The 17,950-nt window shown below is 26.4% G+C and carries 17 protein-coding genes; 8 read left to right on the forward strand and 9 right to left on the reverse strand.

The genetic code is table 4. The features are described 5' to 3' along the window. Positions 1 to 75: 75 nt before the first annotated feature. The 9 genes from FOY43_RS03350 to FOY43_RS03390 are packed head-to-tail and all read right to left on the reverse strand — an operon-like array spanning position 76 to position 7,444. A complete protein-coding gene (locus FOY43_RS03350; protein ID WP_146309122.1) occupies positions 76 to 1,200 on the reverse strand; it encodes an anhydro-N-acetylmuramic acid kinase in 1,125 nt (374 codons plus the stop codon). Further along, positions 1,190 to 2,281 carry a DUF871 domain-containing protein gene (locus tag FOY43_RS03355; protein ID WP_146309123.1) on the reverse strand — a complete coding sequence of 364 codons (1,092 nt, stop codon included), beginning with the start codon at positions 2,279 to 2,281 and terminating at the stop codon, positions 1,190 to 1,192. The genes FOY43_RS03350 and FOY43_RS03355 overlap by 11 nt, the downstream gene beginning before the upstream one ends. Beyond that, a complete protein-coding gene (locus FOY43_RS03360; protein WP_146309124.1) occupies positions 2,281 to 2,628 on the reverse strand; it encodes a hypothetical protein in 348 nt (115 codons plus the stop codon). Before FOY43_RS03360 ends, FOY43_RS03355 begins: the two co-directional genes overlap by 1 nt. A gap of 10 nt (positions 2,629 to 2,638) precedes the next feature. Continuing rightward, positions 2,639 to 4,096 carry a PTS transporter subunit EIIC gene (locus FOY43_RS03365; RefSeq protein WP_146309125.1) on the reverse strand — a complete coding sequence of 486 codons (1,458 nt, stop codon included), beginning with the start codon at positions 4,094 to 4,096 and terminating at the stop codon, positions 2,639 to 2,641. Beyond that, on the reverse strand, positions 4,096 to 4,404 hold the full coding sequence (locus tag FOY43_RS03370) for a PTS sugar transporter subunit IIB (RefSeq protein ID WP_146309126.1): 309 nt from the start codon (positions 4,402 to 4,404) through the stop codon (positions 4,096 to 4,098). Before FOY43_RS03370 ends, FOY43_RS03365 begins: the two co-directional genes overlap by 1 nt. After that, positions 4,404 to 4,943: a hypothetical protein gene (locus FOY43_RS03375; RefSeq protein ID WP_146309127.1), complete on the reverse strand. Its 540-nt coding sequence runs from the start codon at positions 4,941 to 4,943 to the stop codon at positions 4,404 to 4,406. Before FOY43_RS03375 ends, FOY43_RS03370 begins: the two co-directional genes overlap by 1 nt. 11 nt (positions 4,944 to 4,954) lie before the next feature. Next, positions 4,955 to 5,278 carry a PTS lactose/cellobiose transporter subunit IIA gene (locus FOY43_RS03380; protein ID WP_162847765.1) on the reverse strand — a complete coding sequence of 108 codons (324 nt, stop codon included), beginning with the start codon at positions 5,276 to 5,278 and terminating at the stop codon, positions 4,955 to 4,957. Beyond that, complete coding sequence (gene murQ, locus FOY43_RS03385; RefSeq protein ID WP_146309129.1) at positions 5,262 to 6,140, reverse strand: N-acetylmuramic acid 6-phosphate etherase; 879 nt, start codon at positions 6,138 to 6,140, stop codon at positions 5,262 to 5,264. Before murQ ends, FOY43_RS03380 begins: the two co-directional genes overlap by 17 nt. Before the next feature lie 17 nt (positions 6,141 to 6,157). Continuing rightward, positions 6,158 to 7,444 carry an N-acetylmuramoyl-L-alanine amidase-like domain-containing protein gene (locus FOY43_RS03390; protein WP_146309130.1) on the reverse strand — a complete coding sequence of 429 codons (1,287 nt, stop codon included), beginning with the start codon at positions 7,442 to 7,444 and terminating at the stop codon, positions 6,158 to 6,160. Between the two features lie 235 nt (positions 7,445 to 7,679). Here FOY43_RS03390 and FOY43_RS03395 point away from each other — a divergent pair, with 235 nt between their 5' ends. The 8 genes from FOY43_RS03395 (at position 7,680) to FOY43_RS03435 (ending at position 17,940) form a co-directional block, all read left to right on the forward strand. After that, a complete protein-coding gene (locus tag FOY43_RS03395; RefSeq protein ID WP_146309131.1) occupies positions 7,680 to 8,465 on the forward strand; it encodes a MurR/RpiR family transcriptional regulator in 786 nt (261 codons plus the stop codon). A 10-nt stretch (positions 8,466 to 8,475) separates the two neighbouring features. Then, positions 8,476 to 9,252, forward strand: coding sequence for a hypothetical protein (locus tag FOY43_RS03400; RefSeq protein ID WP_146309132.1), 777 nt, complete (start codon positions 8,476 to 8,478; stop codon positions 9,250 to 9,252). 192 nt (positions 9,253 to 9,444) lie between these two features. Further along, on the forward strand, positions 9,445 to 10,143 hold the full coding sequence (locus tag FOY43_RS03405) for a hypothetical protein (RefSeq protein WP_146309133.1): 699 nt from the start codon (positions 9,445 to 9,447) through the stop codon (positions 10,141 to 10,143). 105 nt (positions 10,144 to 10,248) lie between these two features. After that, entirely contained in the window at positions 10,249 to 11,007 is a 759-nt protein-coding gene (locus tag FOY43_RS03410; protein ID WP_146309134.1) for a hypothetical protein, read from the forward strand. Between the two features lie 106 nt (positions 11,008 to 11,113). Continuing rightward, on the forward strand, positions 11,114 to 12,181 hold the full coding sequence (locus FOY43_RS03415; protein ID WP_146309135.1) for an ATP-binding protein: 1,068 nt from the start codon (positions 11,114 to 11,116) through the stop codon (positions 12,179 to 12,181). Next, positions 12,171 to 14,423, forward strand: coding sequence for a S8 family peptidase (locus tag FOY43_RS03420; RefSeq protein ID WP_201273907.1), 2,253 nt, complete (start codon positions 12,171 to 12,173; stop codon positions 14,421 to 14,423). Before FOY43_RS03415 ends, FOY43_RS03420 begins: the two co-directional genes overlap by 11 nt. Positions 14,424 to 14,582: 159 nt before the next feature. Then, on the forward strand, positions 14,583 to 16,160 hold the full coding sequence (locus tag FOY43_RS03425; protein WP_146309137.1) for a type I restriction-modification system subunit M: 1,578 nt from the start codon (positions 14,583 to 14,585) through the stop codon (positions 16,158 to 16,160). Then, a complete protein-coding gene (locus tag FOY43_RS03435; protein WP_201273908.1) occupies positions 16,153 to 17,940 on the forward strand; it encodes a restriction endonuclease subunit S in 1,788 nt (595 codons plus the stop codon). Before FOY43_RS03425 ends, FOY43_RS03435 begins: the two co-directional genes overlap by 8 nt. Positions 17,941 to 17,950 lie beyond the last annotated feature (10 nt).

The raw sequence follows: 17,950 nt of genomic DNA on the forward strand, positions 1-17,950 counted from the left end.
ATTTTTAATAAGTTGGATTAAATCCAACTTTTATTTTTTAAAACAAAAAACCGACAAATAAATGTCGGTATTGAATTAATAAGCTATTTTTCCTAAAATAACCTCTTTATCAGCTCCTGTTGAACTTTTTAGATTACCATTTCTTCTTGTATAAGTTAAATAACCTAAGAGTGCAAATTGAGCAGCCTCTTTAGAATCACTGGTAATACCCAGTTTTCCAAAGTCATATACTTTTATTGGTTTTAATAGTTTTTGTAAACTTTGAACTATAAATGGATTATTAGCTCCACCACCACAAACGTAAACTTCATATTTTTTATTTTCTTCAATAATAAATTTCTTATACGATTCAGCAATTATATATGCTGTGAAAAAAGTTATTGTTGTAGTAATGTCATTAGGAGAAATATAATTAAATTTGTTTATTAAAGTTTTAAAATATGAATCACTATATTTTTCTCTACCAGTTGATTTCGGTGGTTTTTGTTCATAATAAGGATCGTTTTTAAGGTATTCAAGTAGTTCATTATTAACTTTACCACTAAGGGCAACTTTTGCATCTTTATCATAGTCTAAATTGTAAAAATGTTTCATACATTTGTCTATCAAAACATTACCTGGACCGTTATCAAAAGCTAGTTCTTTTTCACCGATTACTGAAACATTGCTCATTCCACCGATATTTTGAAATAATCTAACTTTATTTTTGTCTTTATATAAGATTTGATCTAGTTTAGGTACTAGAGGAGCACCTTGACCACCAACCGCCATATCGGCTGGACGAAAATCTCCAATTGTAGTAATTTGAGTTTTCTTAGCAATTACACTTATGTCACCAAGTTGTAAAGTTGATTTAGCTTCAGAATTACTTGGATCAATTAAATGATAAATTGTTTGTCCATGACTTGCAATAAATTTAATATCATCTTTATTTAAATTATTTTCAGCAATAAATTTATTGACTTGCTCTGCATAAAAGTTTGCAATTTCAAAGTTTAACGAACAAATAAATCTACTAGTGATATTTTCTTCGAATGATTTCATAATTTTTGCTTTTAATTCAGCAGGAATTGGAACCATTTTAAAATTAAGTAGATTCATTTTTATTTTTGTATTTTCCTTAATTTGAACATGAGCAATATCAAGTGCATCAACACTTGTACCGCACATTAAACCAATTGCTTGAATATTATTTTTCAAAAGTAAACCTTTCAAGTGGTTTAAGATAATCCAAAAGAATTATTTCTTCTTCTACTATTCTACCAACTACACTTTTACCGTAGTCAATATTTTTTTGTTCTTGCAAAATGATTTGTAATTCACCTTTATATTGACCATAATTATTATTACAGATGACAACGTCACCTTTTCTAAGAATCTCAGGAGTGCTGTGAGCAATAAAATCTTCAGATTTATATTTTACTCTTGATTGAGTTGATCTAACACTGTAATCATTAGTGTCACCACGTCTAAAGTGTGGATTATTAAATAAAATAGTATTTTCTATTTCAGTGTTATTTTTAATTGAATCTTTTTCTAATCTAAAACTAATAATTGGATTTTGATCTACTTTTGATAAAAGTTTTAATTCTTCTTCAGAAGCAAAAGAGTTTCCAATGATCGTATCATCAATTAAACCTGTAGCTCTATAGAACTTATATTGAGAATCAATTCTCATATTTCTTAATATTTCAAGTGAAACTAACCCATGTGATAATACTCATGGCCCAACTTTGGCTGAATGTGAAGTTATAAATGCTGCAGTTTTTATATTATTATCTTTGAATTTTTGAGTTATTCTTTTGAAAAAATCAAGAGAAAGTCCCGTGTAGGCTTGTGGATAGAAATTATGTGATGCAATTAACTTTTCTTTATTTGGATTGTATGAAAGGATGTTATCAAAGTATTTATTGTCATTGGAAATATTAATTTCTATCATTAAGTTTTGTGGATTAAAGGTCATATCAGCTTCTTTTTTACCATCAAAACCCATGTCTAAACGAATTCCATCGGCTTTAAGTTCACTAAAGAAGGTTAGATCATCATATGAAGCACCAAATTGATCGAATACTCTTGGATTTACGTCTAAGATTATTGTAAAACCAAGTTTGTGTGCATATTCATTTATTTCACTGAAGATTTTGATTGTTTGATCTTTATTAGTTGTAGCAGAAAGAAGACAAGAGAAAATTCTCTTAAAACCATATTTGTGAGCTAATTCAAGGTAATTGAATATCTCATTTTTGTCTTGTTTTTCAGGGTAAATTGAAATTCCAAGCATTATTTTTTACCTTTCTTTTCTTTTGTGTCGTACTTAGTTCAACCAGCTGCTTTTTTAGCTTTTTCAATACGTAATTTTCTTCAAATATCTCAACGATTTAGAAAAATACATACACTAAAACCCATAAGTAAGCATGTTGGATAACCAGCACTGTATAAAATTATTTCACCATTAATGTTTTCGATCACCATAGGTGTTGCAATTAGTAGTAGAACAATAAATGGAAGTGGAACTATAATTCAAGAAGATATTTTTTTAATTCATTTTAATTCTCAAGTGTAAAAACCTATAAAGTAACCAATAACAGCAGTTAGCATTAAGGTTATAGTTAGTCAAAATTCGCTCATTATGCAAATTTTACTTTATTTTTTTCTTAAATATACTTCTTGAATTAATTTCTTTTCTTACTTGTTCACGAATTAATTCTTCATTATATTCAACTTTATCTTTTTTAGCTTGTTCGATTCTTTCTTGAGTTTCTTGTTCAATTTCTTCTCTAACCATTTTTCTGTCATATGCTTTAGCGAATGGGAATCAAACTAAAGCACTAATAAACATTAATACAAATGTAAATAAACAAGCTTGTCAACTAAGACCTGTTGAAAGAAGAGCTCCAACTGGTGTAGGAAGTGTTCAACCAGCAGTTTGGGTAGCAACTGGAATGATATTAAGTGACATACAGATAAATGTAATTGTTCCAAGTGCAATTGGAGAAAGAATAGCTGGAAGAGCTAAGTATGGGTTAAGAACTAATGGGTAACCAAAGATAATTGGTTCGTTAATATTACATAAACCTGGAATAATTGATGGATATGTAATAGCTCTAATGTATTTAGATTTTGCAAAAAGAAGCATTACTAAAACTAATCCGAATGTAGCTCCAGCTCCACCGATTCATACGAATCATTGGAAGAATGGTTCAGTAATTATAGTTCCACCATCTTTAGCAAATAATTGTGTAACTTTTAAACTTTCAAGTAATTGAGTGTTTTCTGCAATCGCAACTAATCAGAATGGTCTAGCAAGTGCACCAACAACTGATACACCATGAATTCCTGCGATTCAAAGGATCATAATTAATAATACAACTAATACAAATCCTAAATAGTTATTTCCTGCAAATAATCCTTGTAAAGGAGCAAGAATATAGTTAGCATATGAGTGAATGTTAAATTCCAAGTAGTTAAATACAAATAAACAAGGAATCATAACAAGTAACATAGGAATTAAAGCGTTGAATGGTTTTGCAACAACTGCTGGAACGCTTTTTGGAAGTCTAATCATAATATTGTACTTTGTACAAATTCTGAAGATTTCAACTGAAAAGATTGAAACTAAAATTCCACCAAAAACAGTTGCACTACCGAATGAGGCTGTGGTAAAACTTGGGTTTCCGATACTTTTGTATGTTGGACCTGTTATACTGATAAGATATGCAATTAAAGTCATTAAAATTGCTTGATGTTCATCTAGTTTATAGGTTTTAGCTAGCGAACGTGAAATACCTATAACTGCAAAAAGTCCTAGCATTGGGTATGTTAGACGGTATGGAAGCATAAGTAAGTAGGCTCATTTACCTCCATTTGCTTGCATTAAGACATTTTGTCCTAAAGTTTCGCTTGCACCGATAGGGAAGAAAAAGATAATCATAAATGTTGAACCAATTAATAGAATAGGAATGATTGAGATCATACCATTTCTGATGGCATTTATATATCTGTTTTCACCAATTTTAGCCATAATTGGCATAAAAATACGTTCGATAGATTTAAGAAGATTTGTGACTTTTGAGTTTTTTGTTTTCTCTTTTTTCATTATTCCTCCATTAATCTTTTAATATTGACTAGTAATTTACCTGCTCCAAGTGGAGTATATTCAGACATTTGAATTTGGTAAATTAACTTATTTTTATTTTTAGCAAATTCCTCAATTTGTTCAAATCTATATTTAACTTGAGGAGCTACTAAAACGATGTCAAAATCATTTTGATATTCATCCATTTCTGGAATTCCAATAGCATTTGCGCTGAAATTATCAATGTTTAGATTTTTGGCTTCTTTTTCTAGTGAATTAATTAGCATTTGTGTACTCATTCCACCAGAACAAATTAATAAAACTTTCATTATTTTACTTCCTCTTTTTTAGATTTTTTAAGTACTATTGATACTACTAAAAATGCTGCAACAAGAATGAAGTAAACAAATACAACTGATAAAATGATATATTTGATTTTTTCGTTATTTGCTGTTAAGACATTTAGCTTACTTTCAATAAGTGGGTTTCCACCTTCAAGTAGTTCATATGCTAAACTTGGTTCAAATGCTTTGTAGGCAATAGCACTATAAATTGCTGTAATTACTGCAATAGTTGTTATAGAAATAACTAAGATTGATAAAATATTGTCTTTTTTTGTTCCAACAATTCCATCTTTTTTATTCTTAATTAATCCTCTTACGACATAATAAAGTGCTAAAGCGGCAAATAGAACCATAATAATTACGGTAACATTCATGTTAATATCACCATATTTGTGTGCTTCAATTGCATAATTGCTCTTTCCTGATTGAATAATCTTAGGAATGAATGACAATGTAGCAATAATAGAAAATATTACACTTAATAATGAAAGTACAAATGGGCGAATTATTTTCCCTTTTAACATGTCTTTCCTTTCTATTTAATATTTAGTTTTTTAAATATTTTTATTGTTTTTTCAGCAAGTATTAATGCACTTTCAGCTTGCATGAATTGATCTTCAGCATGAATAAGTAATAAGGGTATATTATTAACTTGTTTATTAGCTTCAGCTGTAAGTAATTCAGCATGAGAACTGTGAACATTTTGTAATAATTGCTTTCCTTCTTTGATTTTTTGATTAGCAAGTTCAAATTCAGATTCAATAGCGTGATCTAACGCTTCTAAGAATAATGCTTTTGCACCACCACTATTAGCGATTAGTTCAAAAGCAATTAATTCTACATTAATTTCTTGATCCATAAATTTTTTCGTACTCCTTTTTAGCTTGTTCATAAGTAAAATTGTTTTCAATCATTAAAATAGAGATTTTAACATTGTTGGCAACCTTAAATATTTCTTCAACAAAATCACGTTCTTTTTTAGTTATTTGCATAATCATATTAATACATCTTTCACGTAATTTTTGATTTGAAGGTACAACATTTATCATAAAGTTTTCTTCGACATAACCTAGTTTGATCATTACTGAAGATGAAATCATGTTGCAAACTAATTTTTGTGAAGTACCTGCTTTTAATCTGGTTGAACCTGTTATTGTTTCGGCACCAGTTTCTATTTCAACAGCCACATCAACCCATTTTGATGTTGGTGAGTTTAGACTATTACAAATAAAAGCTGTTTTTGCACCGATTTTTTTTGCATATTCTAATCCAGAAACAACATATGGTGTTCTTCCTGATGCTGTTAAACCAATTAGAATATCATTTTTACTTAAATTTATATTCTTTAAGTCGATGATCGCTTGTTCTCTATTATCTTCTGAACCTTCTTGTGGAGTGATTATTGCATCTAATCCACCAGCAATTAGTCCAATAACTTTGTTTTTTACACCGAAGGTTGGATATATTTCAGAAGCATCTAAAATACCGATTCTTCCACTAGTACCAGCGCCTATATAAACAATTCTTCCATCAAATTCTTTAAGTTGCTTGTGAGCGATTTCAATAATTTGAGCGATTTGTTCTTTGTGTTTAAGCACTAATGGTGGAACAAGTGAATCTTCATAATTGAATTTTTCTACAATTTCAACAGTAGAAATTTTAGATAAATTTGTGGTTCTTGGATTTCTCTGTTCTGTATCTAGTTTAGAAATTTCATTCACCTCAAATTCCTCCGATTCTACACAGCTCTATAAATTAGAATACCAGGAACTTTAGCTGGATTATAGTAAACTGTTTTACCTTGTGCGTTACTTTCTTTAGTGTTGATGTTTCTGTCTTGTAAGTAATCTACAAGAGGTGTGTCAACTACTTTCATGTTTTTTGCACTTGATGAAGCATTTCTGTAGTATGCTTTTTTAACTGTTTGACCATTTTTATCAACTTCATCTTTAAATATTAATAAACCACAGTGTGTTACATCAAGTCAATCATTTAAGCTTGAAGGAGCTGCTAAAGTTACAATATCTCCTTCTTTGAAGTATTTGTAAAGAAGTTCATCAGTAACTTTATCATAATTTACATAACTGATTTCTCTTACTTCACTTCCAGTTCCTACTAAAACTTCTTTACTAGTGTCTTTTTTGATGTTTCTATTGAATGTAAGTGTTGTCACTTTATCTTCACCTAAAATATTTTTGTCTACAACATTAGTCATTTGTAAACCTGTAGGTGAGAATTTTTCACTAGCTCAGTCAGTAAAGTAGTGTTTTCTGGTTTCATAACTTACTTTACCATTTACATATCTAGTATTAACTAAGTTTTGCATAAATTCATCTTCAGTATTTGAATTAGCGAATGCATAAATATAGTCTAAATATGTAAAGCAATCTAAGTTATCAAGATCAACAACCAAAATTTCAGATGTATTTGGTGATCCTATTAGTCTTTCAGCTGTATATTTCACATCCATGAATTCATTAGCAATTCTTACTAATAATTCATTTTTTGAAATATTTTCTTTTTTTCATTCAGCTGTTTTGCTTAAAACATCTTTAATCTTATTTTTTGTAGATGTATATGTTAGGATTGCATAGTCATTTTCTGTAAGATATTTTGAGTATCCATTTACTAATTCAAATGGTGCTCTATCTTTTACTGATTGAATGAATTTAGCAAATTCATCAATTTTATTTTTAAGATCAGTGTTATTTTCATAACTTTTGTGTTCAGAAATTAATGCATTTACTTTATTTAAAAGTTCTTTAGCTTTAGCAATTTCAGCTTTAGATTCATTTAGTAAATGAGAATTTTTTCCGCCACTTAAACTTTCTTTATTGAATTTTTCAATATCATCAATTTTTGCTTTCAATTCGTTTGAATAAGTTATTGAAAGATTGATTTCTTTATTTGCATTTTCAATATTTTTTACTTCTTCAGATTTTTGAACGCATGATACTAGTGGTAATGTTGTTAGTATTGTAGAAGCTCCAAAAATCAAAGTAAAAACTTTTTTGTTTAACTTCATTAAACCTCCTCTATCTCTACAACTAAATTTTATAAATATAATAGGTTGAAATTAAAAATATTTTTATTAATCTTTTATTTTTATTAAAATATTTTTAATAATAACTAAAAAGTAAATTTATATACTTAAAAACAGATTAAATCACTATTTTTTATAAAAAATTCATTTTATGAAAATATATTTTCCACATCAAAAAATGAAAATTTATACCAGTTATTTTCTATAATTTATATATATGAGTAAGAAAAAAACAACAAGTAGCGAGCAATCAAAAAATAGTCGTTCTGAAGAATATGTATCTTCTCTTATTTCAATAAGTAAACAAGATAAAAATGTAAGTTCATATATAGCTACAAAAATATTAGAAATGTTGCAAAATGGTGAAAAATTCACTAAAGCTATAGATTTTGCTAAAACTATTGGTGTATCAAATTCAGCACTAACTTTTTTTGTTAAAAAGACAAATTTAACAAATTTTAAAGAAATTATTTTTGTTCATAATTTATTAATAGATTTTAAGTCAAATACTGAAAAAGTAGACTATGGTGATTCAATTTACAAAGCGGCTAAAATATTAAATAGTGCTAATAAAATATTTTTAGTTGGTGTTTCTTCATCAGTAGGATTTAATTATGATTTTTATCTTAAACTATTAAGAATGGACAAACATTGTATTTTGGTGTGAAATAAATATGAACAAATTGGATTAAGCCATATTTTGAATGAAAATGATGTAATTATAGTTAATTCTATTTCTTTACAACATTTATGAATGATTGAAATTATTAAAAAAACAAAAGCAAAAGTTATTTTAATTTCATCTTGAATACCTGAGGAAATTAAAAATAAGGTTAAATTCTATTTTAAGGTTGATTCAAATGAAAAAAGTGATGGATTAAGACTTTATTCTATGAAATCTAGAATAGCTTCAGCTGAAATTTTCTATAAAATTTATGATTGTATGAAGTCAATGGGTGATAATTTAGAAAAAATTAAATTAACTTCATATAGACAAGAATAGAGGAGAGAATATGATATTAACTATATTTATAATAATATTATTAGTATGTCTTTATGTGTTTACAACATTAATTTATCGTTATTTACTAACCTGACTTTTTAGAAAAAACTGATTTTTAGGTCTTTATGAACACATTTATCACTCAAATACAATTAATATACCTATTCAAACAAAAAAATTATATGAAGATACTCATTTAGATAATCATAAGAAATTATTAAATTATACGGTCGTAACAACAATTTATTTAGTGTGATATCTAGTTTGTTTTATGTTTATTTGTATCTATTTAGTTTTAAGATATTTTAATGTTATCAATCACCAAATAGACTATTTAGATGTAAAAATATTATTCAATTTTTCAATTTTACATGTTCTATTTATATTTTCAATTATAGATATGATATTTCAATTTCAATTATTAATTTCAATGCTTATTAAAAGTTGAAAATGAACATTAGTAGCTGAGAAAAAAATAAAACAGATCGCACTAATTGAAGATTTTAAAATTGAACCAAAAAAAGATATTGATCTATCTCAATTTAATATAAATAGTAGAAAAAACTATTATATTTATTCAATTAAAATTAACAAATTTAGTCCTAAAAGTATTGTAAAAGTAGATTTTGAATATTTTAAACAAAAATATGGGTTAGAATTAACTAAAAACTTATTTGAAACATTTTTTTGACTGATTGAAAACAATAAACCTGAAAGTAAATCTACCTTTAGTTATTTAGAGAATTTGGAAATTTTATATTTTTATAACTTAACACAATTCAAATAATGAATATTAAAGTTGATATTTTTAATTTTAATCTTCATTTTTTTATTTAACAAGTTATAGAAAATGTTATGACAATAGTAAAATTATAAATATAAGATTTCTCAAAAGGAGAGCATGACATTAAGCATTTTTATTGTTATAACTTTAATATATAGTCTTGGATTAACTTTTTTAGTGTACAAGTATTTTGTTATGGCTTTTTTTCGAAGAGCTTGATTTTTAGGATTTTATAAATATATTGTTGAATCAAATTTAAGTGAAATGCCTTTGGAAGTAAAAAAGTTATATAAAAGAACAAAGGATGATAATCGTAAAATATTGACTGATTTTAACGTTGTAGCAACTTTATATGTATTAATTTATTTATCATGTTTTTTATTTATTTGAATTTATATATTACTCAAAAGTACAAATGAAATTGATCATGAAATTTATGTATTAGATGGAAAATTATTTTCTAATTTCACATTATTACATCTTATAGGTATTCTATTGATTATAGAATTGAGTTTTAATTGTAGATATTTAATTATAATAATGGTTAAATGTTGAAATTGAAAATCACAGGTTGATGAAATAATTAGTACAATAAACATTTCTGGCAATTATGATATAGTTCTAAAAAATCAAAAAAATTCAACTAAGAAAAATATTGATATCGAAAATAACGTTTTTAATTTTGGGATAAAAATTAAGAAGTTCATTGATGGAAAATCTTTAGTAATAAACTTTAATGATTTCAAAGAAAAATACGGATCTGAATCAACAAAACATTTATTTAAAACTATGTTTTGATTATTGAATAATCGTAGATATAATAGAGGGTTGATTTTTTCAAAATCTAACAACTTAGAAGAGTTATACAAATATAATTTTCCAAATCAGCATTAATAATAAATATTAAATTTCACATTTTTTCATATTATTTAAAATTTTGTAGTTATTTTAAGGATTTTGTTATTTTTAGTACTAAAATAAAAAGTAGAAGGGATAATTATGATTTTAGGAATAATAGTAACAATATTTTTAATATATTTAATGAGTTTACATGGCGCTTTCTATGTATATGGAATTTACAAACCATATACTAAAATTTGGACTTTAGCTTTGTATAATAAAATAATAGACAATTCTACTACCGAATTACCTAAGAATGTTTTTAATGCAATCAAAATTCTTGAAGCTGATACTAAAAATAAAGTTAATAAAGTAATAAAAACTATTTTTATTTATTTAAGTATTAATATTGTAATTTTTGCAATGCTTCTTATTTATGGAATATTAGTAAAACTTAATGTTATTGTTGTTAAAGATAATTTTATAATGGAAACCGAAATAGTTAAAGGTTTATCTCAATTTTGATTCTTTTTAATTTTAGATTTTGTTGAACTATGTTTTACTGTATTTGTATCAATTAACTTTATATTAAATGGAAAATCTAAATTAAAAGCAATGAAAGATAAAATTAAAACAATTTCTGTTATTGAAGAGTATGTTTTAGATGAAACACAACTTGTTTTTGAAAGTTCGAAAAAATTTAATAGTGAACAATATGCTTTTGGTTCAAAAATTGTTTCAATAATGCCTATTTTAGGTTTGATTGTAGAGCTTAAAAAAATTGAAAGTAAGTATAATAAAACGCAAATAAAAAATATTTATGAGTCAATTTTATGATTAGCACAAGAAACTAAAGGAAATAAGGATTATAATTTTTATAATCTTCAAAACTTAATTCAAAGATACAAATCACTTTAATGATTTTTAATGTAGGATATCCTACATTTTTTTAATTTTTGTCCCATATTTAAAAAAAATGTCCCCAATTAATGTATAATACAAGCATATTGAGGAGGCACGAAAAATGAAAAAACAAAATGTAATAAATTTAATTAAGTATCATATGGAAAGAGACGAAGTTTCATTTATTGATGAAGCATTAATAATAACGAAGTATTTTGATAAAATCGGAGATTATCAGCTTAGTGAATATATTATGGGACTTATTTCTGGTAATAATCAATATTATCCTCAGATTAATGAATATAAGAGTAGATTCCTTAAAAAGTTAGATATTGAAAATGTATCCTCATTAAATTTACCTCTATCTATTTCTGATGATATTAAGGGAATAATCAATGCTGTAAATCATGACATAGAAATAAATAAATTTCTTTTTGAAGGACATCCTGGTACTGGAAAAACTGAAGCTGCAAAACATGTAGCAAGATTGTTAAATAGGGTTATTTTAAGAGTTGATTTTGAGAATATTGTAGATAGTAAATTAGGACAAACTACAAAAAACATATCAGATCTTTTCAAGGAAATTAGTTCACTACCTAATTCCAATAAAATTGTTATTCTTTTTGATGAAATAGATGTTATAGCTTTAGATAGAATTAATGAAAATGATGTAAGAGAAATGGGAAGAGCTACATCAACAATTCTTATGGAACTAGATAATCTAATATCAAAAAATAAAGGTATTGTCATTATTGCCACAACTAATTTGTTTAATAATTTTGACAAAGCATTAGCAAGAAGATTTGATGCAAGAATTAATTTTAATAATTATTCTAAGAAAGATTTAATTGAAGTTGCAGAAAATTATTATTCCTTATTTATAAAGAAATTCAAAGGTTTAACAAAGGATACTAAATTGTTCAAAAAAATACTCGAACTATCTGATGAATTACCCTATCCTGGTGAATTAAAAAATATAATAAAAACTTCACTTGCTTTTAGCAACGTTGATTCAGAATTCGATTATTTGAAAAAAATATATAAAAATTTAATTGGCGATTTAGATAGTAAAACTTTCAATGAATTACATGACCAAGGGTTCACATTAAGAGAAATTGAAAAATTAAAAGATGAATCAAAAAGTAACATTTCTAGAAAACTAAATAAAGGAGATGAGGGTGGAAAATAATATTTTATTACTTAGAGGTAACGAATTTAAACAAATTTCTAGAAAAGGTTTTGGTGGTGATCCAAATATAAATGGACATGTCACAGTCACAATGGACCACCTTGATAAATTAATTAATAAATTAATGCAGATTCGTGAATTTTGAAATAATGAAAAGGTTGTTTTTGATGGTATCTTAATATCTGTTTATTATAATAAGATTGCTGCTAAAAGCAATAGAATATCAACAATTTTTAAAGGTAAACATTCTAACGATTTTATTGTAGGTAATAAATACAATGAACAAAAAAATAAGCATATAACTACTTATCATATTACAAAAGATGATTTGAATAAAACAATTGAATTATGTGTTGAATCCTCTAAGGTTTTAAAACAATATTTAAACAGTAAAATTAATCAAAAAATTTTTAAAGAGAAGAAAGAATATATTAGGAAGATTGATTATGGTAATTCTTTGAAGAATTGAAAAATATTTATCGGAGTCATTGCAGACATATCATATGTTGAAACTTTTGATGTAGAACTAGCTAAAAAAGATGTTAATCAACACATGATTACTCTTTATGATGTAAAACAAGATTTAAAATTATTACTTAGAAAATTGGGTATTGATATTTTAAGTACTAGAATAATAGGTAATCATACAATATTTTTAGAAAAAAATCAATTAGATTTATTATATGAAAAAGCACCTTATCTTGTCTCTATGTCTACAGTTGATTTTTCTAATCTTTCGCCAGATGATTTTTTGATTAATAACGAGATTGTAAATTACAAAATAGAAGATCCAACAAATCAACCTACCATAGGTGTTATTGATACTTTATTTGATAAAAAAGTGTATTTCAATAAATGAGTTGAATATCACGATTTGATTTCAGATGAAATAAAAAAGAGTGAAAAGGATTACATTCACGGAACTTCAGTTACATCAATAATTGTCGATGGTTGTCGTTTAAACAATTGACTTGATGATGGTTGTGGTAGATTTAAGGTAAGACATTTTGGTGTATCATTAAGTGATGGTTTTTCATCATTCAACATTATAAAAAATATAAAAGAAATAGTAAAAGCCAATAAAGATATTAGAGTATGAAATATTTCTTTAGGTACTAATGATGAAGTAAATGAAAATTTTATTTCAGTAGAAGCATCTATTTTGGATGAAATTCAATTTGAGAATAATGTCATTTTTGTTATATCTGGGACAAACAATCATACCAAAAACATAAGAAGAATAGGATCTCCTGCTGATTCAATAAATTCTTTAGTTGTTAATTCAGTGACGCAAAATAAAAAAATAGCTAATTATACGCGCAAAGGAACTATTTTATCATTTTTTACAAAACCTGATGTTTGCTACTACGGAGGCAGTGATGAAAAATATATTAATGCTATTGGACCATCAGGAAAAATAGAAGTAAGTGGTACATCCTATGCGGCACCTTGAATTGCTAGAAAGCTTTCGTATTTAATTGATGTTTTAGGTTTTAATCGCGAAATAGCAAAAGCTTTGATTATTGATTCTTCTAGGGGTTGAAATTGAGAAATAAGTGATGAAAAAATAGCTTATTATGGTCATGGTGTTGTTCCTATTCATATCAATGATATTTTAAAAACTAAAAAGGATGAGATCAAATTTATGATTTCAGATATAAGTGAAAAATGAAATTCTTATAACTATAATTTCCCTATACCTTTGAATGATGATAAATATTCTTTTGTTGCAAAAGCCACTATGTGTTATTTTCCAAAGTGCAATCGTAACCAAGGGGTCGATTATACAAACACTGAATTAAATTTACATTTTGGACGTATAGATGATGAAAATAAAATAAAAGACATTGCCGGTGATAAACAGAATAATGAAGGTGGTTCTAAAACAAGTTATGTTCACGAAGTTTCTGCTAGAAATGATTTCAGGAAATGAGATAATGTGAAGTGTAAAATTGAGAAATTTTCTGCAAAAACAAAAGAAAGAAAATCTTACAAAAATAAAAAATGAGGTATGGAAATTAAAACAAGTAATCGTTTAGATAGTAACGATGGAAAAGGGATAAGATTTGGTGTTGTGGTAACTTTAAAAGATATACACGGAAGAAATAGAATAGACGAATTTGTAAGAAATTTCACATTAAATAGCTGAATAGTTGATGAAATTGATATTGATAAAAAAATCAATATTTATGAAAAAAACCATGAAGAGATCGTATTTGAGACAGAAGATTTAAAATTTTAGAAAATCTAATTCTTGTTACATATGTAACAAGTTTTTTATTATCTATAAAAATATTGTAAATGTGTTTACATTCTAAGTGTTCAAGATATTTATCCAAAAAACATATAAGGAACATATAATTTAATATAATTCAAATAACAAGATTATTAAGGGGTATTTATGAGTAGTAATTTATCAAAACAAACAACACAAAGAGCTGAATTGCATAAAAAAATTTGAGCCATTGCCGATGAAGTTCGTGGTTCGGTTGACGGATGAGATTTTAAACAATATGTACTAGGAATTCTTTTCTATCGTTTCATCTCAGAAAATTTAGCTGATTATTTTAATAAAGATGAACATGAATCAGGTAATTTAGACTTTGATTATAAAAATATTAGTGACGAAATAGCAAATGAAAATTTTAAATATGACAGTATAACTGAAAAAGGATTCTTTATTTTGCCAAGTCAATTATTTGCTAACGTTGTAAAAAATGCAAATACTAATGAAAATTTAAATGTAGATCTTGATAATATATTCAAAAGCATTGAAAATAGCGCAGTAGGAAATGATTCTGAAGAAGATATTAAAGGATTATTTGATGATATTGATATTACAAGTAATAGATTAGGAAATACTGTAAAAGAAAAAAATGATCGTCTTGCAAAAATATTAAATGGAATTGCTGAGATCAATTTTGATAGTTTTATCGAAAATGACATTGATGCTTTCGGTGATGCATATGAATTTTTAATTTCTAATTATGCAAGTAATGCTGGAAAATCAGGAGGAGAATTTTTTACTCCACAATCTGTTTCTAAATTACTAGCTAGAATCGTAATGGATGGTAAAACTAAAATAAATAAAGTTTACGATCCTACTTGTGGTTCTGGTTCACTTTTACTGCAAATGAAAAAACAATACAGTGAAGGTGTTATTGAAGAAGGTTTTTATGGTCAAGAAATAAATATGACTAACTTTAACTTAGCAAGAATGAATATGTTCTTGCATAACATTAACTATAATGATTTCTGAATCAAAAGAGGCGATACTTTAATTCAGCCATTACATATGGATCAAAAACCTTTTGATGCTATTGTATCGAATCCACCATATTCGATAAAATGAATTGGAGAAGATGATCCAACATTAATTAATGATGAACGTTTTGCTCCAGCTGGAAGATTAGCTCCTAAATCTAAGGCTGATTTTGCATTCATATTACACTCCTTACATCATCTTTCATCTCAAGGTAGAGCTGCTATAGTTTGTTTCCCTGGAATTTTCTACCGTAAAGGTGCTGAAAAAACAATTTGTAAATATTTAGTTGATAATAATTTTATCGACTGTATTATTCAACTTCCTGATAACTTATTCTTTGGTACATCAATTGCTACCTGTATTTTAGTTATGTCTAAAAATAAAACTGAGAATAAGGTTTTATTCATTGATGCATCAAAAGAATTTAAGAAAGAAACTAATAATAACATTCTTAGTGATGAAAATATCGAAAACATTGTGAAAGAATTTAGAGAAAGAAAAGAAATTCAATATTTCTCTAGATATGTTGATAAAGAAGAAATAGAAAATAATGATTACGATCTATCTGTTCTAAAATACGTTGAAAAAGAAGACACTAGAGAAAAAATTGATATCAAATTATTAAACAAAGAAATTAAAGAAACTGTTCAAAGAATTAACGAATTAAGAAATGCTATTGATGAAATAGTTAAGGATTTAGAAGAAGATGAATAAAATTTGAGATTTGATTAAAAACGAAAAAGTTGAGTGAAAAAGTTTAAGCGATGTTTGTGATATAAAAAGAGGAACGAAAATAACTAAAAAAATTATGGAAGAAAATAAAGGTGAATATCCTGTTTATTCATCTCAAACAACCAAGAATGGAGAAATAGGCAAACTTAATTATTATATGTTTGATGGTGAATATGTTACATGAACAACGGATGGTTGCTATGCAGGTACTTTTTATTACAGGAATGAAAAATTTTCTGCTACAACACACTGTGGTGTTTTAAGTGTTAAGTGTTGGCAAAAATTATTGACAAAATTTTTATATTATTATCTTACTTACGATTCTGTTAACTTAAAGAACTCAATAGTTGGTACAATACCTCTTTTTACATCTGAAATGGTTTCATCAATTAAAATCCCAATTCCATCAATAGAAACACAAAACAAAATTGTAAAAATACTTGATAAATTCAACATTTATGTTAAAGAGTTGGAGCGCGAGTTGGAGCGCGAGTTGGAGCGCCGGAATAAACAATATCAACACTATAGAGATGTGTTATTGAGTGAGAACTATCTAGAATCAAATTATAGAAATAATTTAATGAATGTTGACCGAGAAATTAAGTGAAAGAAACTTGGTGAATTTTGTGAAATTGGAACTGGTAATTCGAACCGCAAAGATGAAGTGTCTGATGGAATATATCCTTTTTTTGTTAGATCCAAAAATATTTTAAGATCAAATAAGTATGAATTTGATGAAACAGCAATAATAATTCCTGGAGAAGGTGGTGTAGGTGAAATATTTCATTTTATTGAAGGAAAATATTCATTACATCAAAGAGCTTATAGAATTAAGGTTTTACATACTAATATTAATAGTAAATTTATTTATCATTATCTAACAAATTGATTTAAAGAATATATATTAAATATAGCAGTGGGAGCAACTGCTACATCAATAAGAAAGCCTATGATTGAAGATTTTGAAATACCAATTCCATCACTAAATATTCAAAATAGAATTGTCAAAATACTTGATAAGTTTTCTGAATTATCCGAAAACACTAAGGGACTTTTACCAAGAGAAATTCAACAAAGACAAGAACAGTATAAGTACTATAGAGATAAATTATTAGTATTTGATAATACACATAGCCCAGAGAGAGAGAGAGAGAGAGACGTTGCGGGGCAACTAAGTAGAGAATATCTTTCTATACTTGAAGAAGCAGAAAAAGTTGAGTGAAAAACTATTGGTGAAGTTTGTTATTTAAGGATCGGAAGAGTTATATCAAAAAAAGACATTCAAACTTTTGATGAAGATAGACATCCAGTGTACTCATCGCAAACAATTAATGATGGAATTGTCGGATATTTAAAATCATATGATTATAATGGAATCTATGTTTCTTGAACAACTAGAGGAAATGCTGGATTTGTTAGATTATTAGATGGAAAATTTACAATAACAGCAAATGCTGGAATTATTTGACCAAAAGATCAGTATTTGCTGGGTACAAGGTTTATTTATCACTGACTAGTGAAAAACATGAGCAACATAAGTATTAAAGGTATAGGAGTAATACCATTGTTCACTTTAGAGCAAATGAAGTTAGTTAAAATCCCTATTCCACCAATAGAAACACAAAACAAAATTGTAAAAATACTTGATAAATTTTCAGAGTTAACAGAAGGAACTAAAAACTCTTTACCTAAAGAAATTAAACTTAGAAAACAACAGTATGAATATTATAGAAATAAACTTTTAGATTTTCCTAAAGAATAATAATGGAGGA

Source organism: Mycoplasma anserisalpingitidis, assembly GCF_007858495.1.
Taxonomy (GTDB): Bacteria; Bacillota_I; Bacilli_A; order Mycoplasmatales; family Metamycoplasmataceae; genus Mycoplasmopsis; species Mycoplasmopsis anserisalpingitidis_A.